Here is a 21919-nt window from a genome sequence, read left to right as displayed (position 1 = left end):
GATCTCCTCCGGCTTGTGCTTTTTCTGGGGCATTCCTGCATCCTCCAAATGGCTCAAAAGCCATACCTCAGGGAGGACCACTTTTCAGGGGGCAGACCAGGGCCGCCAGGAATAGAGTGAGCGTGTTGCCGAGGAGGGGGACCGCAATCCACTGGGAAACAGCAAGAAACTCGATAACGCTCTTGGAACAACCTTTTTGACGACGCGCAGTTCCTGCACTCGATGGTCGCCCGACTTTCTCAGATCTATGAACTGGGGCAGGCGGCACCGCGAAGACTCGCGGCCTTCCATCTCCCGAAGAGCGGCAACCCGATGGAAAGCGTCCATCATGACAGGTAGGTTGACGAGGCATTGCGCCTGATCGCCCGCAAGGGCGCGGAGGTGTGGAGTGCCACCACTGAATCGGTCCATTTTGCGGGATAGGATTACCCCGCTTTCAGGAGGGCGACGAGATGGCTGGCGAGCGAGAGAAGCACAGGAATATCGTGCCAAAGCTGCGACAAGTTGAAGTGCTGTCAGGGCAAGGCAAATCGGTTCGGTAGGCCGTATGGCAGATCGGCGTGGCCGTTCAGCTTATTATCGGGCGCGCAAAGAGGATGCGGCAAGATCCGCGATCGCCTCAAGCGCCTAAAAGAGCTGGAGGCTGAGAACGACCTGCTCGGACGAGCCGTGTCGGATCTGACGTTGAACACGATGTTCCTGGCCGACGCTGTACAGGGAAACTACTGAGCCCATCCCGCCGCGGGCAGTCCATCGAACATGTGCGGCAAACCCTCAGCGTATCGGAGTGGCGGGTTTGCCGCACCTTGGGTCAGCATCGCTCGACACAGCGCAAGGTGCCTCAGTGGTCTGTCCGACGAAGCCCGGCTGACCGAGGACATCATCGCATTTGTCTAAGAGTTCGGCCGCTTTTGGCATCGCATGATCACAGGGCTGCTGAACAACAACGGCTGGCAGGGAGTCAGAAGCGCGTCGAGCGGTCATGGCGGCGGGAAAAGCTGATAGTCTCGGACAAGCACGCGAATATGAACCGTATCTGGTTCAACGCTGGATCATGCGCGAAGCGGCGGCACGAGCGCCCAAACCACGTCGGGTCCAGTGACTTCGTCCAGGACCGAACCTATGACGGGCGGAACTTCCGCGCTGAATATCATTGATGAATTCACGTAGGAGGCGCTTGTCATAAACGTCGAACGAAGGCTCGATTCAAAAGATGGGCTCGACGACTTGGCTGATCTGTTCATTGTTCGCTGCGCGCCGGCATAAACAAGGACTGGCAAGGGTGAACTGCCGCCTGCTTTTGTGACGGGCGTCCAGCGATCATGCCCATGCAGCCACGAACAGTCCTGGACGTTTCAGAACTCCTCGTGGCCCAGGGTGTCGCGCATCTTGGCGACGGCATCGTTGATCAGTTCCTTCTCATCCTCGGTGATGGGTTTGGGGGTGCTGTTCAGCCGTTTGGCGACCGCGGCGTCCATGTTCAGGGTGGCGGCCATCGGGAAGTGATCCGATCCGATCGGGTCCAAGCGCTGCAGCGATGTGACGGCGACGTTTTCGGTCACGTAGAGCTGGTCGATGGGAAAGCGCAGCCACCAGCGCGTGGCGTCGAAGCTGGAATACATCCCGCGCCCGATCCGCGGGTCCAGATACTGCCCGACATGCTTGAAGCTGCGTGATGTGTCGGACCAGGCGACATCGTTGAAATCGCCCGTCACAACCAGGGGCATGTCCGTCGAAGCCGCGAATTTGGCCGCGTAATAGATCTGGCGGTCGCGCTTTTCGGTATCCTCGCCCGGTACAGGGGGGCGGGGGTGAAGCCCGACGAAGCGGAACGCCCGTCCTTCGGCCGAGGTCAGCTGGGCGATCAGCGAGGGGGTATCGTCCTCGGTCAGATAGATGATGCGCGCATCCGATGCGGGCAGGCGCGTGGCAAAGATCATGCCATAGTAGTTGTCCTGCGGATGGCGGATCACGGTGTCGTATCCGGCCAGCGCGGGCTCCATCGCGTCCAGCCAGGTCTGGTCGGTTTCCATCAGCAGCAGGATGTCGGGGTCGAACTGGCGGATCCGGTCCAGCACCAGGTCATGGCGGTCGTTTTCCATCAGCACGTTCGCCGACAGGACCCGCACCTGGTCGGTCCCTTCGGGTGCCAGCTGCAGTTCCGGCGTGGCCAGAATTGTATAGGGATAGATCCGCACCACCTGATAGCACAGCGCCGCCAGCATCAGGATGGGAATGAAGACCCGCGTGGGACCAGACAGAAACAGCCCCGCCAGCATCACCACCCCCGCCAGGATCGCGATCTGCAGGCGCGGGAAATCCATCGCCCTGATCCACCAGATGTTGCTGTCCGAAAACGGCAGGATCGTGACCACGGCAATCACGGCGGCCATGCCCCAGACGGACAGGATCGCCAGAATTTTCAGGATGAACTGCAGCGCCATGGTTTTTCCTTTGGATCTGTTCCGCGCAACCAGATCTAGAGGGAGAGGGGCCGCTGTTCCAGCAGACAAATGGACGGCAGGCTAGGGCGCGTCGGCCGGGTCGCAGATATCAAGAATGCGGACTTGGTCGGTTCCGGTCAAAGGGTGGGTGGCGTAATCCAGATCGGGCCAATCGGCCGGGCTGATCGCCTCGATCCGGTCAAAGGCCTGCATCAGGCCCGCCCGCGTACAGTCGGCCCCGCAAAGCCGCAACGCCTGGGTCAGGACCGTGGCGGCCGCCCGGCCATAGCAGATCATCGCGCTCTGGGTCCCGGCGTCGCCGGGGCGGGGATCGGTGGCCTGGATGCATCCCCTGCCAGGGGGCAGGGCCAGCGCCAGGTCGTCCAGCGTGGTCGCTAGGGTCGGACCCCGTGGCGTCGCCCTCAGCAGATCGGCGCCCAGCACCACCAGATGGTGGCCGCGCCGGGGTGGACCCTCCGCCGCCACAAAGGCGATCCCCCGCTCCGTCACGGGATCGGCCTGCGCCGCGCAGGCCAGCACCAGCGACAGCAGCAGGGCAAGTGGCCTTATTCGTCGTGCTGCGCCAGGTCCGAGGTGATCTGGAAGATCCGCTCGGGCAGCCAGGGATCGGCCTCCAGCCGGGTCATGTGGCGACCAGCGCCGTCGCCGACGATGACGAACAGCTTGTGATCCTCCAACGGGCCGCCATCCCACGCGCCCGGCTGACGCAGCAGGGGCAGGATGCGCGACGGCTCGCCGGTCAGCCGCAGCCAGTCGCGGGGACTGCCGAAATCGCGGTGCCGTTCCAGCAGGTCGGCGGGGCGATCGCGCGGGGTCCAGGGTCAGCGTGACTAGCCGCACGGGGCGGTCCAGTTCGCCCCGCCTTACGTCGATATCGGTCAGATACAGATCGGCCATGCCGCACAGTTCGGGGCAGCGCATATAGGTGAAGTTCAGGACGAAGATCTGGTCGCCCACCGCATCGCGGAACTGCATCCGGTTGCTGAACTGGTCGATCACGGGCGTGTCGGGCAGGCTGCCCGCCGGTTGGACGACAACGCCATCGGCCAGGGCGGGCGCGACGGTTGCCAGCATCAGGACAAGGCTGCGGATCATGGCGACAGCTCCAGCGTGGTGGGGTTGATGGCAAGGCTGCGGGGCAGGGATCGGTCCGGCGCCACGCTGATGATGCCCTGCGGCGGGGCCGCGACGATGGCGCGGTGCCTGCCCCCGGCATGGGTTCGGCCAGCACCTGTTAGCGCCATCCCGTCCGCAGCGACTGCAGGATCACCGGCAGCCCCGCTGGCCAGCGTTGCGCGGTTCCGGCGGCGTCCAGCACGCGCAGGTCGATGGCCCGGCCTTGGGGCTGCGCGCCGCCGTCCTGCGCGGCCAGCTGCAGGGTCAGGCGAGACTGCACCGGTCCCTGGACGTCGAAGTCCAGACAGGCCGTGAACCGCCCCGGCATCGTGGGGCAGGGTCGCGACCTTGGGGCCGATCCGCGCCGGGCGGGCCGCCGCCGCTTGGCCGCGCCGGGCCTGTTCCAGGTCCAGCACCACGACGAAATCTAGGCCGCGCAGGGATCGGCGCCGGGGGACCGGTACGGGCTGACCCTGCTGGCGGGGGAACTGGGGCGGGTGACGGGCCCCGATGCCCCCATCGATCTGGTCGGGCACAGCACGGGGCGATCGTGCTGCTGCATCTGCTGCCGGTGCTGCACCAAGCGGGCCGCCCCGCGCAAAGCCTGCAGACGCTGGCGCCTGCCGCGGCGACGGCGCTTTATCGGTCGGGGCTGGGGGCGGGCGGCGCGACGCTGCGCCACCGGATCTATACCATGACCGACAGCGCCGAGCGTGACGACACCGTCATCGGCATCTATGGTAAGTCGCTGCTGTATCTTGTGGCCTTGGGGTTCGAACGGCTGCGTCCGACGGCGATCGCGGGGTTGCTGCGCGACCTGCTGGAGGACCCGCAGCAGGTGGCGGGGCTGGCCGACTGGACGAACGAAGTCACGAGAGAGGCGCTGGTCTTTTCCCCGACCCCCGACGGCACGCCCCGGCGGCTGGCGTCGCAGGCCGTCAGCCATGGCGGTTTCGACAACGACCCGGACACGATGTGGTCGGTGATGCGGTTCATCCGCGGGCCGGGGCAGGACGCGCGCATCACGCCCTTTCCCGAAAGCGCACACAATGCGCGGGGGGGGGGCGATGCGATGCTGCCCGATCTGCCCGACGATCTGCGCCGATACTTGGCCACGCTGGACCAGCCCGCCGCCGCGCCCCAGCCTGCGCCATCGGGCAACCCGGCCACGGCCCGTCAGCCTGCCCGCATCGCGCTGACCATCGGCATCGACCATTATGTCCGGTCCAGCCGGTTGTAGGGCTGCGCACGGGATTCGGACGCCTGGCGCGACATGCTGGAACAGCGCGGCTATCACGTCATCCAGTTCACCCGCCCCGAGGAAACAGGCCGCGACGCGCTGGTCGACCATCTGCGCGATTTCGTTGGACGAGCGGGGGCGGGCGACAGCTTGGTCTGGCATTATTCGGGCCACGGGATGGAGGTCATGCCCGAATTCGGCCTGGAGGACGACGAGGACGACATGGGTCGCGACCAGGCCATCGTCGGATCGAACGCCAGCATCGGCCTGGAGGCGCAGCTGGGCCATGCCCTGATCGACGACCAGATCCACACCCTGCTGCAGGCGCTGAACCCTGCGGCGCAGATGCATGTGTTCCTGGACAGCTGCTATTCCGGGTCGGCGACGCGGCTGGTCATGTCCGGGCGCCCGCGCAGCCTGGGAACGCTGCGCAAGCCCCTTTACGTGCCGCATGGACGGACCCTGACGATGCGCCCCATCGGATCGCGCGGGTCCGATTACCAGGGGTCGAACCACGTTCTCTACAGTGCCGCATCCCCGACCCAGACCGCGCAGGAAAACGGATCGCCGGTGATGGGCGTCTTTTCGCGCGCCATCCACGACTTGCTGGCGGCCAATCCCGGTGCGATGACCAATACCCAGTGCCACGCCCGCATCCATGCGATGACCGTCGGCAACAACCAGACGCCGGGGGTCTATTGCGATCCCGCGCGGCTGTCGCAGCCCTTTCCGCTGGCCTGAGGGGATGGAACAGCTGCCGCGCCTGACCACTGCCGACACCATCACCCGCGAGGCGGGCGTCACCCGCGCCTGCTATGCCCTGAAGGGCAACCAGCCGGCGCGGCTGCGGCGGGGGCAGGTCTTCACCGTGGACGGGTCGATCCGCCGCCAGGACGGGGGGCTGTCCGAACTGGCGATCCCCCATGAAACGCTGGCGCCGCCCCGATCTGGACCGTCCCGTCCCCGATGACTTCACCGTCGACCAAGGCCGCGACAAGACCCATTGCCGGAACGTCTATTTAACCGCCATGGCCACCTATGAAGCCTTTCCTCGGCGCGCTCGGCCGTCCCGTGGCCTGGGCCTTCCGGCGGCAGGATCACCATCCGCCGCCCTGGTGCTGGCCATCGACGACGATCCGCGTCTGGCCCATCAGCTGGGGCTGCGGGCCGCGGTTCCGGGCGGGGGTGTCCTGTCGGCGCCGCAGGTGGCGTCGATCCGGCCGACGCTGCGGGTGGGGCCGGGGGGCTATATCGATTTCTCGATCATCGCGGAAATCACCCAGACCTGCGACATCGCCATGGGGCAGGGGACAATGCGCCACCGGGGCGGGGCGACGCTGATCCTGGACGCGACGGGCACGCCCGCGATGATCGTCAGCCAGCGCATCGACAACGGCCACCGCCTGGAGGCCGAGGCGGATTATCTGCGCAAGGCGCTGTCGCGCGGCCAGATGGTGATCCGGCACGGCAGGCTGGTGCCGGAACGCGGCCACAGGCGGGCGATCTGCGCGCCGCATGCAGGGTGATGGCGGGCTACGCCTTTCGGCCAAGGGGCTTGATCGATCAGGCCCGCGTTTCGCCATAAAGACAGACCGCCGCCGCGCGCGGCCTCTGCTAGCGTCGGGCAGGGGCAGCAGCAGGTATCGGTTCACATGCGCATCGCGGTGGTCACACCCTATTACAAGGAAGACGATGCCGTCCTGCGCCAGTGCCATGACAGCGTCCTGGCCCAGACCGTTCCCTGCACCCACGTGCTGGTCGCGGACGGCTTTGCCAAGCCCGTGGTCGATGAATGGGACGTTCGCCACATGGTGCTGCCCGACGGGCATCGCGACGGCGGCAACATCCCGCGCGTGCTGGGCGGCGTCAGCGCCCTGAACCACGGCTTCGACGCGGTGGCCTTTCTGGATGCCGACAACTGGTATCAACCCGATCACCTGGAACGGATGATCGATCTGCATCACGCGACGGGGGCGGCGGTCTGCACGGCCAGCCGGTCCATGCACCGCCTCGACGGGACCTTCATGTTCGACGACGACAAGAATGACGGGCGCACCCATGTGGACACCAGTTGCTATTTCCTGACCCGTGCGGCGGGGGCGGTGCTGGCGCGATGGGGGCTGATCCCACGCGGGCTGGCCGATATCGTGGACACGATCTATTGGCAGACGATCCTGGGCGCGCGGCTGGATCACGCCCATCAGGTGACGCCGACCGTCTGTTACCGCACCCCCTACGAGGCCGACTATCTGCGGATGGGCGAGGTGATGCCCCCCGGCGGCAAAACGCTGTCGGTGACCGACCGCCCCTTCGCGTGGTTCCACGGCCTGCCGCCGCAGCAGCGGATGCAGATCCGCCGCGACATCGGCTGGCCGGTGCGCCGGCGCAGCGTCGCCAAGCTGCGCCTGGCCTGCCTGGCCGCGATGATGCGTCCCGGCCGCGCGCCGGCCTTACCGCGGCGGGATGCGTGATGGTGGGGATCATCATGACCGGGGGCGATCCCGACCTGAGCGCATGGCGCCGGCAGGGCCCCGACATCATCGCACAGCGGCGCGCGGAATATGACGCCCTGCTGGAACGCGCCCGCAGGCTGATGGACCGGCGTCGCCATGCCCAGGCCGTGGCCGCCCTTCAGGCGGCGGCGAATTACGCGGTGCTGTGGCATACCGGCCAGTTCACCGACCCGCGGATCGAGGCGATGCTGCGCCGCCTTGGCCGGCAGGCCCTGCACGATTTCGGTCCCGGACGCCCGCCGCGCGACGACGGCGCCCCCCGCCGCGTCCTGCATGTCGCGACCGAGCTTTACGGCATCGGCGGTCATGCCCGCATGGTGGCCCATTGGATCCGGAACGACCCGCAGAACGTGCATTCGCTGGCCCTGACCGGCCAGCATCATGCCCTGCCGCAGGATGTGGCCGATGCGGTGCGGGACGCGCGCGGCAGCGTCACCTGTCTGAACGCCCGCCCCGGCGGATTGCTGCAATGGGCGCGGGGGTTGCAGACGCTGATGGCGCGGGCGGATATCGTGGTCCTGCATGTCCACAACATGGACGTGGTGCCGATGATCGCCCTGGCCGGGTTGGAAAACCGACCACCCAGCATGATGGTCAATCATGGCGATCACCAGTTCTGGCTGGGCTCGGGGGTGGTGGACCTGGTCGTCAGCACCCGTGACAGCGGTCGCCGGCTGGGCATCGACCGGCGCGGCATCACCCCCGAACGCAGCGCGCTGATCCCGCTGTGCCTGGGCGCCCGCCCCCGCCAGATGCCCCGCAACGCCGCGCGCCAGGCGCTCGGCATTCCGGCCGATGCGGTGGTCGTCCTGACCATCGCACGCGCCGTCAAGTTCCGCGACATCGGCGGCGACAATTTCGTCCAGGCCCTGCTGCCGGTCATGAAGGTCATTCCGCGCATGCACATGATCGTCGTGGGGCCGGGACCGATGCCCGCCTGGCAGGCGAGCATCGCGCAGGTGCCGGGGCAGGTGCATCTGGTGGCCGAGACGACGCGGACCCAGCCCTATCTGGACGCCGCCGACATCTATCTGGACGCCTTTCCCTTCGTCTCGATCACCTCGCTGCTCGAGGCGGGGTTGCAGGGGCTGCCGCTGGTCACGCGGTCGGCCTATGGGCCCGATTGCGGCGTGATGGCGGCGGATTCGCCGGGGCTGGACGGGGTGATGCTGAACACCGGTTCGGTCCGGGAACTGCGCGAAACCGTCGCGATGCTGGTACAGGACGGCGATCACCGCCGCCAATTGGGCGCGCAGACCCAAGCCCGGATCGCCGCCACCAACACCGGCACCGCTTGGCGCGACCAGTTGCAGGCGCTTTACCGCCGGGCCGAGGATCTGCCCCGCAATCCCGGCATCCTGGCCGCCCAGCAGGGCATGACCGATCTGGACCTGTTCATCCCCTTCGTCTTCGACGACCCGGTCGGCTTGTCGGGATCGGCCACGATCCGGGTGTCGCGCGCCACCCAGATGGTGCTGAAATCCGCGCCCCCCGCATGGCGGATACGCCAGCTGCTGGCCATTTCCGCGCGTCGCGACCTGGCGGGCAGCCCGCTGCGCGCGCTGATCCCCGCCTGGCTGGGCACCACCCTGCGCCGGAGGCTTGGCCGTGAACTGTGACGCCCGGGACCAGCCGTCATGAGCGTGATCCGCCGCAGCGTCATCGCCTCGGTCGCGGACAAATACGCGACCCAGATCATCAGCATCGTCACGCTGGCCGTCATGTCGCGGGTCCTGACCCCGGCCGAAACCGGCATCTATCTGCTGGCCAGCACCGTCATCCTGCTGCTGGAGAACCTGCGCCTGTTCGGCACCGGCATCTTCATCGTGCAGGAAAGGACCCTGGCGCCGCAGACGGTGCGGACGGTCTTTACCATCACGCTGATGATCTCGGTGACGCTGGCGGGGGGGATGATCCTGGCATCGGGGCTGATCGCGGGGTTCTTTCACGAACCGCAGGTGGGGCATCTGCTGGTCGTGGCCTCGCTGTCCTTCGTGATCGCGCCCTTTGGCGGGCCGCTGCTGGCGCTGATGCAGCGGGACCTGTCCTTCACCCGGCTGGCGGTGCTGAACGTCGCCATGGCGCTGGTCAATGCGGGCGTCACCATCACCCTGGGGACCCTGGGTTTCGGGCCGGTCAGCCATGTCTGGGGGATCGTCGCCGCCGGGGCGACGCTGGCCCTGGGGGCGATGCTGCTGCGCCCCGATTTCTGGGTCTTTCGCCCGTCCCTGCACGATGCGCGGCGCATCCTGTCCTTCGGGGCGGTGTCGTCATCGGTCACGGTGCTGAACATGGCCTATGACATGCTGCCCCGGCTGGCCCTGGGGCGGTTGCTGGGCGTGGATGCGGTGGGCATCTATGCCCGCGCGGTGACGGTCTGCCAACTGCCCGACCGGGCGCTGGTCTCTGCGCTGCAGCCGGTGGTGCTGCCCGCGATGGCGATGCATGCGCGGCAGGGGGGCGATCTGCGGGTCAGCTATCTGCGCGGCCATGCGCTGATGTCGGCCATCCAGTGGCCCACGCTGATCATGCTGGCGCTGCTGGCCGATCCGGTCGTGGCCATCCTGCTGGGCCCGCAATGGGGGCAGACCCCGCCCCTGGTCCGCATCATCGCGATCGCCACCATGGCGATGGCCCCGGCCTTCATGACCTTTCCGCTGCTGGTCAGCGTGGGCCGCATCCGCGACACCTTGTGGTCCAGCCTGATCTGCCTGCCGCCCTCGATCCTGGCGGTGATCGTGGCGGCGCATCTGGGGCTGACGGCGGTGGCGGCCAGCCTGCTGATCATCGCGCCGTTCCAGATGTTCGTGGCGCTGCTGTTCATCCGCCGCGCCATCGGGCTGCGGATCGGCCAGCTTTGGGCGGCATCTCTGCGCAGCATCGCGGTGACGGCCGCGACCGCGGCACTGCCGATGCTGGTGATCGCCACGTCGAAGGACGGGTTCGACCTGGGCATGGCCCGGACTGCCGTCGCCGTCGCCGGGGGCGCCATCGGCTGGCTGGCCGGGATCGTGCTGACCGATCACCCCATCCGATCCGAGATCATGGCCGTCCGGCGCATGATCGCCCAAGGGCGCAGACCCGCCACGCAACCCGCCGCGTGACCCCAACGGGTGGGGGGGCGGTGGTTTTTCGCCGGTCGGGGCAGGGGGCCGCCTTGGCGATTGTCTTTGTGCCGCGACAGGTTCACCCTTCTTGCGCGAACGCCCCTGCCACATGCCATCTGCCACCCGATGATTCCATCCCTGTAGGAGACGTGAGATGACCTATGTCACCGGTGCCATTGCCCCCGTACCGACGGATGCGCGCGACGATTACCTGAACCATGTCGACCAGCTTTGGCAGTTGTTCCAGAAGCATGGCGCGCTGCGGATGGTCGATTGCTGGGGCGTCGACCTGCCCAAGGGCAAGCAGACCGATTTCCAGGGCGCAGTCGACATGCATGACGGCGAAAGCGTCACCTTTTCCTGGATCGAATGGCCCGACCGGGCGACCGCCGATGCCTGCTGGGCGAACCTGCCCGAAGATCCCGCCATGCAGGACCTCCCGGCCATGCCCTTTGACGGCAGCCGGATGATCTCGGGCGGCTTCGAACCCATCTTTGCCGGCGGCCAGGACAGCCACGCCGGCTATGTCCAGGGCTTTGTGCTGGCCGTTCCAGAAGACAAGCGCGCGCCCTATGTGGAAATGGCGCGCGAAGGCTGGGCGATGTTCCAGCGGTTTGGGGCGATCGGCATGGTCGAAGCCTGGGGGCAGGACGTGCCCCATGGCAAGCGGACCGATTTTTACCGCGCCACCAAGGCCAAGCCCGGCGAGGTGATCGTCTTCAGCTGGATCCTGTGGCCCGACCGCGCCACCTGCGACGCGGCCAGCGCCAGCATGCACCAGGAAATGCAGGATCAGCCCATGCCCGACATGCCCTTTGACGGGATGCGCATGTTCTGGGGCGGTTTCACGACCATCTTCGACAGCGCCGCCTGAACCCTTGGCCGAAGGGATGCGCCCGCAGACCGGATAGCGGTCTTGCCGCACCCGACCTTTGGGGCTGTGCTGGTCGGGTATCGAACCAGATCCGGACGCCGAACCCATGAAGGTGCTTTTATCCGCCTATGCCTGCGAGCCCCTTGCCGGGTCCGAGCCGGGGAAGGGCTGGCTTTTCGCCACGGCCCTGGCCCGGCAGGGATGCGACGTGACCGTCCTGACCTGCGGCAGCCACCACCGCGACGTGATCGCGCGGCATTGCGCCGCCCATCCGCCGCCCGGCAAGCTGCGCTTTGCCTTCCACGACGTGCCGCGCTGGCCCGGCCCCGGTTACAAGGATGCGCGCCATATCCGTCAGCATTACATGGCCTGGCAGATGACCGCGCGGGGCCGGGTGCGCCGGATGCTGCGCGACGACAGCTTCGACGTGATCCACCACCTGACCTGGACGGTGCTGCGCTGGCCGTCCTTCCTGGGGGGACTGGGGCCGCGCTTCGTCTTTGGCCCCGTGGGCGGCGGCGCGGTGGCACCCATGGCCCTGCGACCGTCCTTTCCGCCCGGCAGTGTGCGGCGCGAAAGGTTGCGTGACCTGATCAACGCGGTCAGCCGGTTCGATCCGATGGTCCGGTCCTGCCTGCGTAGGGCGGATGCGATCCTGGTGACCGATCCGGCGACCCGGGCGCTGGTGCCGGCGCGGCACCATCCGCGCACCCATGTCGTCGCCGATATCCTGGCGCCCCCGCCCATGCCCTTCGTGACCCGCATCGGGGGTGATCCGACGCTGTTGTTCGTCGGGCGGCTGGAATATTGGAAGGGCCCGCATCTGGCCGTCATGACCCTTGCCGCGCTGCGGGCGCAGATCCCCGGCGCCCGCCTGACCATCGCCGGCAGCGGCCCCGAGGATCAGGCCCTGCGCCATCAGGTCCGCCAGCTGGGGCTGGAGGGGGCGGTCGATTTCGCAGGCCAGGTGCCGGGCGACCGGATGGCGGCGCTTTACGCGGCCCATGACCTGTTCCTGTTCCCCAGCCTGCATGACAGCGGCCCCCATGTCATCGGCGAGGCGCTGGCGGCGGCCTTGCCCGTCATCTGCCTGGATCTGGGCGGGCCGGGCATCGCGGTCGATCACAGCTGCGGGGCGGTGGTGCCCTGCGGCGATCTGGATGCCGACGATCTGTCGGCGCGTCTGGCGGCGACCTGCGCCCGGCTGCTGGACGACCCGCGGGCGATGGCGCAGCTGCGCGTGGGCGCGCAGGCACGGGCGCGCGACTTCGATGCCGATCACCGCGCCCGCCAGACCATCGCGCGGTTCTATGCGCCCGATGAAAGGGAATGCCGATGCTGCGCCTGATCCCGATCATCGCCTTCCTGCTGGGTGCGCATGCGGCCCAGGCCAGGGTGATCCATGTGGCGGCGGGCAGCGGTGCGGGGAACGGATCGGCGGCGCGGCCCTTTTCCACCATCGGGCAGGCGCTGATGTCCCCCTATGCGGCGGGCGACACGATCCTGGTCCATCCCGGCACCTATCCGGAACGTCTGTTCATCTGGAAGGGCGGCCAGGCGGGGCGGCATGTCATCCTGCGGTCGATGCGCAGTTCCGGCGCCCGGATCAGGCCGCCGCATGGCACCTACAGCACCGTGAACATCCGCGCGAATTACGTGACGGTGCAGGGCTTCGACATCGTGGGCGGATCGGGCCACGGCATCGACGGCGAACGGGTGCATCACGTCCATGTGCTGGGCAACACCGTCCATGACAGCGGCGGCAGCGGGATTTCCTTCTATCTGTCCGAGTTCCAGCTGATCGAGGGGAACCGCACCTTCCGCAACGCCGCGACGAACGGCTATCAGACCAGCGGCATTTCCGTCGCCTCGAACATCGATCTGACGGGCGACCGGCGCGACAGGGGGTTCAGGACCGTCATCCGCCGCAACATCAGCCATGACAACGTCATCCGATCCGTGCCCGGTCCCCATACCGACGGCAACGGCATCATCATCGACTGGCTGCGCAACCTGGGCACCGGCTATGCCCCCTATGCCCATCCCGCCCTGATCGAGGACAACCTGGTCTTTCGCAACGGCGGCAAGGGTATCCAGGTGTTCCAGAGCGACGACGTGACGGTCCGCAACAACACCGCCTGGCACAACAACCTGGACCCGCTGAACCCCGGCACCGAACGCGGAGAGATCACCGTTACCGAGAGCGCCGCGGGGGCTGTCGTGCAGAACAACATCGCCGTGGCCGACCCCGGCGCCAATGCCGACAACACCGCCTTCAGCCTGGCGCATCCTTCGGTCAGGGCGTCGAACAACCTGGCCTATGGCGGGCCCGCGCCGGTGATCTTGTGGAACGGGGCCGCCTTCGACGCAGAGGACGGCAATATCAGCGGCGTCGATCCGATGTTCGTCCAGCCCGGTCAGGCGCGATTTGCGCTGCGGCCCGGTTCGGTCGCGATCGATGCGGGGACGGGCGGGCGTCCGGCGGGCACGCGCGATCTGGCGGGCAACCGCCGCGTGGTCGGGGTGATCGACATGGGCGCCTTTGAACAGGACGCCGGGCTGACGCGTCCCTGAGCCGATCGCCAAGGGCGCGTCAGTTCGCGCGCGGATGATCCGGGTGGCTCGGCTGGTCGCCGATGGCGCCGATCATGGCCTGGGGTTCGGCCTGGTTCAGATAAGCGGGATCAAAGCCCGCGAATTCGACCATGGCCTGGCGGTCGTGGATGGTGACATGGGCGCTTTTGAAGCTGACCAACCCGCGTTCGCGCAGCTGGCGCAGGGTGCGGTTCAGATGCACCGCCGTCAGCCCCAGCACGTCGGCCAGCAGGTATTGCGACAGCGGACAGTGATAGTGGTCGGGTTCGCCAAGCCCGGCCCGGCTGAGGCGTTCGGACAGTTCCAGCAGGAAATGCGCGGTGCGGACCTGCGGGTTGCGGCGTGCCACGCTGACCAGGTGTTCGCTGGTGATCGCCATGTCGCAATTGACGGAATAGAGGATGGCCTCGGCCAGGCGCGCCATGCCCGCATCGCGCGACATCAGCGCGCGATAGCTGATCGGGGCCAGTTCGACCCGTGTGATGGCCTCGGTCGCATGGGGCGCGTGCTTCAGGCGCATGTCGGCAATGCCGATGAAATCGCCCGGCACGCGGACATCCAGGATCTGGTCGCTGCCGTCGATCAGGTGCCGGACCGATGACGCCCATCCGGAACACAGCAGGTATCCCTGGCGATCCTCCTGGCCCTCGAAGATGATCGTGTCGCCCGCCTCGATGGTGATGATGTTGTGGCGGAACAGCAGCTGGCTGTCGGCCATGTCGATGTCGATGCCGCGGATGCACCGCAGCTGATCCAGGGTTGTCTTGGTCTCGACGGCTACCATGTTTCGTACCTGAAAAGATAACTGTTGAACGACTGTCAATCTTGGTCTGATGCTGCCACCGCAGCCGGGTTTTCGTCACAATGAGGATGCGTCAGGACCGCGTCCCGCCGTCACCGAACGACCGGCCGGGGCAGGTCCGACCGCCCGATCCAGCCATGGATCAAACCAGTGGACACTGATCCAAATCAGTCGGCAATGGCGGCGATCGGGGTGCAGATGGCCCCATGGCGTCGGTGCAACCCGCAGTTGTTCAGCCCGCGGCGCGGCACAACAACAAAATTCTGCCGGAAAGCATTTTCTAATCATTATCTTGCGGGAAGGGGCATTCCCGGACCGCCCGGCCGACACGCGCGCGCCGCGCAAGCCACGACTGTTGAACATATCCTTTCGGTCAGGCGCGCTGACAAAGGGCGTAACGGTCGCCTCATCCCTGTTGCCACGCTTTCCACCACGGGGGGTCGATCCGTGGTCGCGCGGGCCGAAGGGCGCATCTGCCGCGTGCGGCATTCCACCTAGTGCGAACTGGTTCCGTGACGGTTCCGCAGTAGCGTGATCTGCGGCCATCCGTTCCCGGTGCCGTGTTCCTTCAGGAGGCGTTTGCATGCCCATCACAGATTGCGAATTGGCCGCGGATGTCAGGATACCCTGTCCCGAGCTTGTGAACCTTTACGGCTGCCAGGTCGGCAACCAGTCCAGCATCGGACCTTTCGTGGAAATCCAGCGCGGCTGCAAGGTCGGCGACCGGTGCAAGATCTCGTCCCACGCCTTCCTGTGCGAAGGGGTCGAGCTGGAGGATCAGGTCTTCGTGGGCCATGGCGTCATGTTCACCAACGATCTGCTGCCCGCCAGCACCAATCCCGACGGGACGCTGAAGGGGGCCAGCGACTGGATGCTGCTGCGCACCCTGGTCCGGCACGGCGCCGCGATCGGGTCGAATGCCACCATCCTGTGCGGCATCACCATCGGCGAAAGCGCCCTGATCGGGGCGGGGGCGGTCGTGACGCAGGACGTGCCGCCCTATGCGATCGTCGTGGGGGTGCCCGCCCGCGTGACAGGCGACATCCGGTCGCGCAACGCGATGCCGCCCGAAGTCGCCCGCATGACCACGACCGAGGTGGCGTCATGATCCGGCTGGGACTTGCGGGCTATGGCTATTGGGGGCCGAACCTGGCGCGGGCCGTGTCGGGCATGAAGGATGCCCGGCTGGAGATGATCGCAGACATGTCGCCCAAGGCGCTGGAACGCGCAAGCCTGGCCCATCCGGGCGCAAGGCTGACCGCCTCCATATCCCAGATGATCGCCGATCCCGATATCGACGCGGTGATGATCGCCACCCCCGTCAGCACCCATTTCGACATGTCGATGGACGCCCTGCGCCGCGGCAAGCATGTGCTGGTCGAAAAGCCCATGGCCGACACGCCCGACCGCGCCCGCACCATGATCGCCGAGGCCGCGCGTCGCAAGGTGGTGCTGATGGTGGACCACACCTTCGTCTATACCGGCGCGGTCCAGACCATCGCCCGCGTCATCGAATCCGGAGAGATCGGGGATGTCTATTACTATGACTCGACGCGGGTGAACCTGGGGCTGTTCCAGCGCGACGTGAACGTCATCTGGGACCTGGCCGTCCATGATTTCGCCATCATGGAACGGCTGATGAAATCGACCCCGGTGGCGATTTCCGCCAGTGCGGCGGGCTTTCTGCAGGGGCGCCCCGAAAACATGGCGCATCTGTCGGTCTATTACGAAAACGGCGCGATGGCGCATCTGAACGTCAACTGGCTGGCCCCGGTCAAGATCCGCCAGACGCTGATCGGCGGCAGCCGCAAGATGATCATCTATGACGACATGCAGACCAGCGAGAAGGTCAAGATCTATGATTGCGGGGCGGATGCCTCGGTGGACGCCTATCAGCAGATGATCTCGTACCGGTCCGGCGACATGCGGGCGCCTGCGCTGTCCACCAAGGAGGCCCTTGTCACCGAGGCCGAGGAATTCATCCGCTGCATCCAGGCGGGCATCGCCCCCCTGACCGACGGCGCCAGCGGGCTGCGCGTCGTCGAGATGCTGGCCGCCGCCAGCCGGTCCTGCGGCATGCGCGGCTTTCCCGTCGACCTTGTCACCCTGAAGGAAGCGTCATGATCCAGTTTCTTGACCTGCGCAGCCAATACGACCAGATCGCCCCCGAGCTGGAGACCGCCGTGCTGGCGACCCTGCGCGGCAGCAGCTATGTCCTGGGCGAACCCGTCGAACGGTTCGAGGAGGCCTTCGCCCGCTTCTGCGGCACCCGCCACGCCATCGCCGTCAGCACCGGCACCGCCGCGCTGCACCTGGCGCTGGTTGCCGCCGGCATCGGTCCGGGCGACGAGGTGATCACCGTCCCCGCCACCTTCGTGGCCACCGTCGCGGCCATCACCTATGCCGGGGCGACGCCGGTGTTGGTCGATATCGATCCGGTCACATGGTGCATGGACCCCGCATTGGTTCAGGCCGCCATCACTCCGCGCACCCGCGCCATCATGCCCGTCCACCTGCATGGGCGGCTGGCCGACATGGTTGCCATCACCGCCATCGCCCGCGCCCACGGGTTGATCGTGATCGAGGATGCCGCCCAGGCCCACGGTGCACGCCGCGGCGGCGCTGCGGGCAGTTTCGGCGACATGGGCTGTTTCAGCTTCTATCCCGGCAAGAACCTGGGGGCCTGCGGCGAGGGCGGGGCGGTCGTCACCGATGACGACGCCCTGGCCGCCCGCCTGCGCTGCCTGCGCGACTGGGGCCAGCAGGGGAAATACAACCACGTCCTCAGGGGCTTCAACTATCGCATGGATGCGGTGCAGGGCGCCGTTCTGGGGGTCAAGCTGCCGCATCTGGGCGCGTGGAACGCCGCCCGTCGCGACGTCGCCAACGCCTATGACGCGGGGCTGGACCCCAGCATCGCCCGCGCCGCCGGTCCCTTCGGACCAGATCACGTCTGCCATGTCTATGCCATCGCCACCCCCATGCGCGATGCCACGATGGCGCAGCTGAAACAGGCCGGGGTGCCCACGAACATCCACTATCCGGTGCCGGTCCACCTGCAGCCCTGCCATGCCGACCTGGGATATCGCCGCGGCGATTTCCCCGTGGCCGAAGCCTTCTGCGACAGCACGCTGTCGCTGCCCATCCACCCCCACATGGACGCCGATCAGGTCACCACCGTGATCGCGGCCGTCAATGCATGCGCCGCCGCCCCCGTGGCCCTGCGCGCCTGAAAGGCATGACCATGACCCAGGATATCGCGGGCAAGCGCATTCTTGTCACCGGAGGCTTCGGCTTTGTCGGGTCCCATATCATCGACGCGCTGCTGGCGCAGGGCTGCGGGCAGGTCGTGGCGGTGGACAACCTTGTCCGTGGCCGGATCGAGAACCTGTCCGACGCCGTCACCGATCCGCGTCTGCGGCTGGTGACGGGCGACATCCGCGACGCGGCGTTGATGGACAGGCTGGTGGGCGACAGCGACATCGTCTTTCACCAGGCCGCGCTGCGCATCACCCATTGCGCCGCCGAACCCGACCTGGCGATGCAGGTGATGGTGCAGGCGACGTTCGACCTGCTGCAGCTTTGCGTCAGGCACCGGGTAGAGAAGGTGGTGATGGCGTCCTCGGCCTCGGTCTATGGCATGGCGTCGCGCTTTCCCACGACCGAGGCCGAACCGCCCTATGGCAACCGCACGCTTTACGGTGCCGCCAAGACCATGGGCGAGGGGCTGCTGCGATCGCTGAACGACATGGAGGGGCTGAACTATGTCGCGCTACGCTATTTCAACGTCTATGGCCCGCGCATGGATCTGCATGGCCGCTATACCGAGGTGATGGTCCGCTGGATGGAACGCATCGCCGCCGGCCAGCCGCCGATCATCTTTGGCGACGGATCGCAGACGATGGACATGATCGACGTGCGCGACGTGGCGCGTGCCAACCTGCTGGCGGCGATGTCGGATGCGACCGACGCGGTCTATAATGTCGGCTGCGGGACGGAAACATCGCTGCTGCAGCTGGCGGCGATGCTGTCGGACGCGATGGGCCGGCCCGACCTGACGCCGGAATTCGCCCCCGAACGGTCGGTCAACCCGGTGCCGCGCCGCCTGGCCTGCACCGCCGCCGCCGCCCGCGACCTGGGCTTTGCCGCCACCATCCCGGTCAGCCAGGGCCTGCGCGACCTGGTCGATTGGTGGGCATCCGAAACCAGCATGCACGAGGTCGCCCAATGATCCCCATCGCCATGCCCCTGATGGGCCCGCCCGAGGCCGATGCCGCCGCCGCCGCCGTCCTGTCGGGATGGGTGTCCCAGGGACCCCAGGTCGCGGCCTTTGAACGCGAATTCGCGCGGATGACGGGGGCCGCCCATGCCTGCGCGGTGTCCAACTGCACCACGGCCCTGCACCTGGCGCTGCTGGCCGTGGGCGTCGGGCCGGGGGACGAGGTCATCACCGTCAGCCATTCCTTCATCGCGGGTGCCAATGCCATCCGCCAATGCGGCGCCACCCCGGTCTTCGTCGATATCGAGGCGGGCGGTTACAACATCGATCCCGCCGCCATTCCCGCCGCGATCACGCCGCGCACCCGCGCCATCCTCTGCGTGCATCAGATCGGCATGCCCTGCGACATGGGCGCCATCATGGCCATCGCCCGCGCCCATGACCTGCGCGTGGTCGAGGATGCCGCCTGCGCCGCCGGGTCGATGATCCGGCTGGAGGACGCTTGGCAGCCCATCGGCAAGCCCATCGGCGATGTGGTGTGCTTTTCCTTCCACCCCCGCAAGGTCATCAGCACCGGCGAGGGCGGGATGCTGACCACCGACCGGCCCGACCTGGACGCCGCCTTCCGCCTGTGGCGCCAGCATGGCATGTCGGTCAGCGACACGCAGCGCCACGCCAGCAACAGCGTCATCTTCGAGGCCTATCCCGTGCCGGGCTTCAACTATCGCATGACCGACATCCAGGCGGCGATCGGGTTGCAACAGCTGCAGCGCCTGCCCAGGATCGTGCAGTCGCGTCGCGCGCTGGCCGCGCGTTACCGCCGCAAGCTGGCCGACATGGCCGGGATCACGCTGCCCCTCGAACCGGCGGGGATGCAGTCGAACTGGCAAAGCTTTGCGCTGCGCTTGGACCCGTCGCTGGACCAGCTGGCCCTGATGCAGCACATGCTGCAGGCGGGGGTCGCGACGCGCCGGGGCATCATGTGCATGCACCTGGAGGAGGCCTGCGCCGACATCCCGCTGCCCCACGACCTGACGCGATCCGAAGAGGCCCGCGACGGCACCGTGCTGCTGCCGCTGTTCGCGCAGATGAGCTTTGACCAGCTGGACATGGTCGTCCAAGCGCTGGCCAATGCCCTGGCCGACCAGCGGGCGCCGCTGCGCGCGATGGCCTAGGCCCCGGACAGCGGGCGCGCCGGATTGCCGATCATCACCGATCCCGCCGGCACGTCCAGAATGACATTCGCGGCCATCCCGATCACCGATCCGGGGCCCACCGTGACGCCGTTCATGAAGGAACTGGCGCTGCCCAGATAGCAGCCAGACCCGATGCGGCAATGCCCCGCGATGGTGACGTTCGACCCGACCAGCACATGGTCGTCCAGTTCGACGTCATGATGCACGACGCTGTTGGGCAGGATCATGCAATGGTCGCCGATCCGGGCGTTGTGGGTGACCACCGCGCCGGGAAAGATCATCGTGCCCGTGCCGATGCGGGCCTGCGACGAGACATGCGCCGCCGGATGCAGGATGGTGGCAAAGCGGTCGCGGGCGATGCCCAGCCTGGCCACGGCCGCGGCCCGCACCCCGATGCTGCGCTGTGATCCGAAGGTCACGACGACCTGCGCATCGTCGAACTGGTCCAGCGCCCCCATCGGCAACACCGGCACGTCCCGAAAGCTGTGCCCGGCCAGGTCCGGATTGTCATCCAGAAAGGCGGCCACACGAAAGACGCGGCTGAGATGGTCGAACATTTCCAGCGCGTTTCCGGAATATCCCAGGCAGACGATTCGGGGCAGGGGGGACATCTGATTTCTCCGATCCGGATTGCATGTCTTATTTAGAGTTCCAGTAATTCCATTCACAACCAAAGCGTGAATGCGCTGCATCGGTCATATTCGACATGCGCAAGAAATGTGGCGTGTTTTTCACCATGGCAATGTAAATTCACCTTCACGTCGTGAAAATTGATCGTAATCATATTGGACATAAGGTGTAGGCGGTAAATTCCCTGTTACGAGGGGGCTGATCTTCGGATCGTCTATGAAAAATCATTCAGTTTCAATATTTTGATTTTTCTGATGCGAAGCCGGGGTGATGCAGGCAGTTCTTGCCAAAGCTTATCCGTGGCGCATTTGAACCGGTTTTTCTGCAAATGCGATCACTTGCAATCGTGGGGTGTTTTTACATGTTGCATCGGTATTCCGCCAATGATGAAAATTCGCCGATCCCGGATGTCACCAAACGGCATTCGGGCGAGGCAGGCTGGTCCAGCCAGGCGCAGACGCAGCCGCAGGTGGTCGTGATCGATCCGCGCCCCCTGGCGCGCGACTGTTTCGTCCACTGCCTTGAGGCCTATCGCGCCGGCGTCGTGATCGAGAGCCATGCCTCGATCGAGGCATGGCGGGACGGCCATTCCGGGGGCGAAAAACAGGTCATCCTCTATAACATCGGCAGCGGGTCGCTGCTGGACGAAAGAACCGCCGCCGAGGTGAACGGCGTCATCGGCATGGCGGGGGCCTGCCGCGTGATCATCCTGGCCGATCAGACCGACCTGGAATCCATGCTGGCGGCCATTGCCTGCGGGGCGGCGGGCTTCGTGCCCCCGGACGGCAAGTTCGCCGACGTGGTCGAGGCGATCCGCATCGTCCATTCGGGCGGCACCTATCTGCCGCGCAGCAGCCTGGTCACGCTGAGCAAGGCGCTGGCCGCCAACCAGCACAGCGCCGACGAATCCGAGGATCATTTCACCGAACGCCAGCTGGCCGTGGCGCGTGCCCTGCAACGCGGCGCCGCCAACAAGACCATCGCCTATGAGCTGAACCTGTGCGAAAGCACGGTCAAGGTCCATATCCGCAACATCATGCGCAAGGTGAACGCGACCAACCGGACCCAGGCCGCGCAGCGCCTGAACAGCCTGATCGGCACCGGGGACAAGGCCGGCCCGGCGACGCATTAGGCCCGCCGGGTCGTCGCGTAAGCGCCATGG

General features: G+C 66.7%; 21 protein-coding genes and 1 pseudogene. 16 read left to right on the top strand and 6 right to left on the bottom strand.

All coding sequences use genetic code 11. The annotated features are described in order from the left end of the window. Positions 1-1355: 1355 nt before the first annotated feature. The 4 genes from IE00_RS14685 to IE00_RS20190 form a co-directional block, all read right to left on the bottom strand. The gene (locus tag IE00_RS14685) at positions 1356-2444 is read right to left on the bottom strand and encodes an endonuclease/exonuclease/phosphatase family protein (protein WP_072297944.1); all 1089 of its coding nucleotides are present in this window, start codon (positions 2442-2444) and stop codon (positions 1356-1358) included. 81 nt (positions 2445-2525) lie between these two features. Then, a complete protein-coding gene (locus IE00_RS19825; protein WP_139291467.1) occupies positions 2526-3560 on the bottom strand; it encodes a hypothetical protein in 1035 nt (344 codons plus the stop codon). Continuing rightward, positions 3557-3709, bottom strand: coding sequence for a hypothetical protein (locus IE00_RS20195; protein ID WP_170864168.1), 153 nt, complete (start codon positions 3707-3709; stop codon positions 3557-3559). The genes IE00_RS19825 and IE00_RS20195 overlap by 4 nt, the downstream gene beginning before the upstream one ends. After that, positions 3700-3861: a hypothetical protein gene (locus IE00_RS20190; RefSeq protein WP_170864167.1), complete on the bottom strand. Its 162-nt coding sequence runs from the start codon at positions 3859-3861 to the stop codon at positions 3700-3702. Before IE00_RS20190 ends, IE00_RS20195 begins: the two co-directional genes overlap by 10 nt. A 270-nt stretch (positions 3862-4131) precedes the next feature. On the opposite strand from IE00_RS20190, the gene IE00_RS14670 reads away from it, so the two are divergent. From IE00_RS14670 to IE00_RS14625, 10 genes and pseudogenes are all read left to right on the top strand, one after another. After that, complete coding sequence (locus IE00_RS14670) at positions 4132-4821, top strand: hypothetical protein (protein ID WP_072297941.1); 690 nt, start codon at positions 4132-4134, stop codon at positions 4819-4821. Between the two features lie 12 nt (positions 4822-4833). Further along, positions 4834-5562, top strand: a pseudogene (locus IE00_RS14665) (caspase family protein); the annotation flags it as partial. A 4-nt stretch (positions 5563-5566) separates the two neighbouring features. Further along, positions 5567-5791 carry a hypothetical protein gene (locus tag IE00_RS14660; RefSeq protein WP_072297939.1) on the top strand — a complete coding sequence of 75 codons (225 nt, stop codon included), beginning with the start codon at positions 5567-5569 and terminating at the stop codon, positions 5789-5791. Continuing rightward, on the top strand, positions 5745-6347 hold the full coding sequence (locus IE00_RS14655) for a hypothetical protein (RefSeq protein WP_072297938.1): 603 nt from the start codon (positions 5745-5747) through the stop codon (positions 6345-6347). Before IE00_RS14660 ends, IE00_RS14655 begins: the two co-directional genes overlap by 47 nt. Positions 6348-6473: 126 nt before the next feature. Beyond that, positions 6474-7292 (top strand): glycosyltransferase, encoded by an 819-nt coding sequence (locus tag IE00_RS14650; protein WP_072297937.1) that lies wholly within the window; start codon positions 6474-6476, stop codon positions 7290-7292. Continuing rightward, positions 7292-8953 (top strand): glycosyltransferase family 4 protein, encoded by a 1662-nt coding sequence (locus tag IE00_RS14645; protein ID WP_072297936.1) that lies wholly within the window; start codon positions 7292-7294, stop codon positions 8951-8953. Before IE00_RS14650 ends, IE00_RS14645 begins: the two co-directional genes overlap by 1 nt. An 18-nt stretch (positions 8954-8971) precedes the next feature. Beyond that, entirely contained in the window at positions 8972-10438 is a 1467-nt protein-coding gene (locus IE00_RS14640; RefSeq protein WP_072297935.1) for an oligosaccharide flippase family protein, read from the top strand. Between the two features lie 157 nt (positions 10439-10595). Continuing rightward, the gene (locus IE00_RS14635) at positions 10596-11315 is read left to right on the top strand and encodes a DUF1428 domain-containing protein (protein WP_072297934.1); all 720 of its coding nucleotides are present in this window, start codon (positions 10596-10598) and stop codon (positions 11313-11315) included. A 106-nt stretch (positions 11316-11421) separates the two neighbouring features. After that, the gene (locus IE00_RS14630) at positions 11422-12663 is read left to right on the top strand and encodes a glycosyltransferase family 4 protein (RefSeq protein ID WP_139291466.1); all 1242 of its coding nucleotides are present in this window, start codon (positions 11422-11424) and stop codon (positions 12661-12663) included. Then, positions 12651-13889 (top strand): right-handed parallel beta-helix repeat-containing protein, encoded by a 1239-nt coding sequence (locus IE00_RS14625; RefSeq protein WP_072297932.1) that lies wholly within the window; start codon positions 12651-12653, stop codon positions 13887-13889. The genes IE00_RS14630 and IE00_RS14625 overlap by 13 nt, the downstream gene beginning before the upstream one ends. Before the next feature lie 19 nt (positions 13890-13908). Here the strand turns inward: IE00_RS14625 and IE00_RS14620 are convergent, their stop codons facing one another. After that, a complete protein-coding gene (locus tag IE00_RS14620) occupies positions 13909-14694 on the bottom strand; it encodes a Crp/Fnr family transcriptional regulator (RefSeq protein ID WP_072297931.1) in 786 nt (261 codons plus the stop codon). 601 nt (positions 14695-15295) lie between these two features. Here IE00_RS14620 and IE00_RS14615 point away from each other — a divergent pair. Genes IE00_RS14615 through IE00_RS14595 form a run of 5 tightly spaced genes read left to right on the top strand, consistent with a single transcriptional unit; the run spans position 15296 to position 20106 of the window. Beyond that, positions 15296-15820: an acyltransferase gene (locus IE00_RS14615; protein ID WP_072297930.1), complete on the top strand. Its 525-nt coding sequence runs from the start codon at positions 15296-15298 to the stop codon at positions 15818-15820. Next, the gene (locus IE00_RS14610; RefSeq protein WP_072297929.1) at positions 15817-16836 is read left to right on the top strand and encodes a Gfo/Idh/MocA family protein; all 1020 of its coding nucleotides are present in this window, start codon (positions 15817-15819) and stop codon (positions 16834-16836) included. Before IE00_RS14615 ends, IE00_RS14610 begins: the two co-directional genes overlap by 4 nt. Further along, a complete protein-coding gene (locus IE00_RS14605) occupies positions 16833-17945 on the top strand; it encodes a DegT/DnrJ/EryC1/StrS aminotransferase family protein (protein WP_072297928.1) in 1113 nt (370 codons plus the stop codon). The genes IE00_RS14610 and IE00_RS14605 overlap by 4 nt, the downstream gene beginning before the upstream one ends. A gap of 11 nt (positions 17946-17956) precedes the next feature. Further along, a complete protein-coding gene (locus tag IE00_RS14600) occupies positions 17957-18943 on the top strand; it encodes an NAD-dependent epimerase/dehydratase family protein (RefSeq protein WP_240493919.1) in 987 nt (328 codons plus the stop codon). Beyond that, on the top strand, positions 18940-20106 hold the full coding sequence (locus IE00_RS14595; RefSeq protein WP_072297927.1) for a DegT/DnrJ/EryC1/StrS aminotransferase family protein: 1167 nt from the start codon (positions 18940-18942) through the stop codon (positions 20104-20106). The genes IE00_RS14600 and IE00_RS14595 overlap by 4 nt, the downstream gene beginning before the upstream one ends. Here the strand turns inward: IE00_RS14595 and IE00_RS14590 are convergent. Beyond that, the gene (locus IE00_RS14590; RefSeq protein ID WP_072297926.1) at positions 20103-20738 is read right to left on the bottom strand and encodes a NeuD/PglB/VioB family sugar acetyltransferase; all 636 of its coding nucleotides are present in this window, start codon (positions 20736-20738) and stop codon (positions 20103-20105) included. The genes IE00_RS14595 and IE00_RS14590 overlap by 4 nt on opposite strands. A 380-nt stretch (positions 20739-21118) precedes the next feature. Between IE00_RS14590 and IE00_RS14585 the strand changes: the two genes are divergently transcribed. After that, entirely contained in the window at positions 21119-21889 is a 771-nt protein-coding gene (locus IE00_RS14585) for a response regulator transcription factor (RefSeq protein ID WP_170864166.1), read from the top strand. Positions 21890-21919: the final 30 nt, after the last annotated feature.

The organism is Paracoccus sp. SM22M-07, from assembly GCF_001887735.1.
Classification (GTDB): Bacteria; Pseudomonadota; Alphaproteobacteria; order Rhodobacterales; family Rhodobacteraceae; genus Paracoccus.
Note: the sequence above shows the minus strand (reverse complement) of the source record. Positions and strands in the feature narration are given on the sequence as shown.

Excerpts from the sequence above, each read along its gene's own strand:
- IE00_RS14685 (WP_072297944.1), bottom strand. The coding sequence starts at position 2,444 with ATGGCGCTGCAGTTCATCCTGAAAATTCTGGCGATCCTGTCCGTCTGG.
- IE00_RS14635 (WP_072297934.1), top strand. The coding sequence starts at position 10,596 with ATGACCTATGTCACCGGTGCCATTGCCCCCGTACCGACGGATGCGCGC.
- IE00_RS14600 (WP_240493919.1), top strand. The coding sequence starts at position 17,957 with ATGACCCAGGATATCGCGGGCAAGCGCATTCTTGTCACCGGAGGCTTC.
- IE00_RS19825 (WP_139291467.1), bottom strand. The coding sequence starts at position 3,560 with ATGATCCGCAGCCTTGTCCTGATGCTGGCAACCGTCGCGCCCGCCCTG.
- IE00_RS14630 (WP_139291466.1), top strand. The coding sequence starts at position 11,422 with ATGAAGGTGCTTTTATCCGCCTATGCCTGCGAGCCCCTTGCCGGGTCC.
- IE00_RS14650 (WP_072297937.1), top strand. The coding sequence starts at position 6,474 with ATGCGCATCGCGGTGGTCACACCCTATTACAAGGAAGACGATGCCGTC.
- IE00_RS14615 (WP_072297930.1), top strand. The coding sequence starts at position 15,296 with ATGCCCATCACAGATTGCGAATTGGCCGCGGATGTCAGGATACCCTGT.
- IE00_RS14640 (WP_072297935.1), top strand. The coding sequence starts at position 8,972 with ATGAGCGTGATCCGCCGCAGCGTCATCGCCTCGGTCGCGGACAAATAC.
- IE00_RS14595 (WP_072297927.1), top strand. The coding sequence starts at position 18,940 with ATGATCCCCATCGCCATGCCCCTGATGGGCCCGCCCGAGGCCGATGCC.
- IE00_RS14610 (WP_072297929.1), top strand. The coding sequence starts at position 15,817 with ATGATCCGGCTGGGACTTGCGGGCTATGGCTATTGGGGGCCGAACCTG.
- IE00_RS14590 (WP_072297926.1), bottom strand. The coding sequence starts at position 20,738 with ATGTCCCCCCTGCCCCGAATCGTCTGCCTGGGATATTCCGGAAACGCG.
- IE00_RS14605 (WP_072297928.1), top strand. The coding sequence starts at position 16,833 with ATGATCCAGTTTCTTGACCTGCGCAGCCAATACGACCAGATCGCCCCC.
- IE00_RS14585 (WP_170864166.1), top strand. The coding sequence starts at position 21,119 with ATGTTGCATCGGTATTCCGCCAATGATGAAAATTCGCCGATCCCGGAT.
- IE00_RS14660 (WP_072297939.1), top strand. The coding sequence starts at position 5,567 with ATGGAACAGCTGCCGCGCCTGACCACTGCCGACACCATCACCCGCGAG.
- IE00_RS14645 (WP_072297936.1), top strand. The coding sequence starts at position 7,292 with ATGGTGGGGATCATCATGACCGGGGGCGATCCCGACCTGAGCGCATGG.
- IE00_RS20195 (WP_170864168.1), bottom strand. The coding sequence starts at position 3,709 with ATGGCGCTAACAGGTGCTGGCCGAACCCATGCCGGGGGCAGGCACCGC.
- IE00_RS14625 (WP_072297932.1), top strand. The coding sequence starts at position 12,651 with ATGCTGCGCCTGATCCCGATCATCGCCTTCCTGCTGGGTGCGCATGCG.
- IE00_RS14655 (WP_072297938.1), top strand. The coding sequence starts at position 5,745 with ATGAAACGCTGGCGCCGCCCCGATCTGGACCGTCCCGTCCCCGATGAC.
- IE00_RS14620 (WP_072297931.1), bottom strand. The coding sequence starts at position 14,694 with ATGGTAGCCGTCGAGACCAAGACAACCCTGGATCAGCTGCGGTGCATC.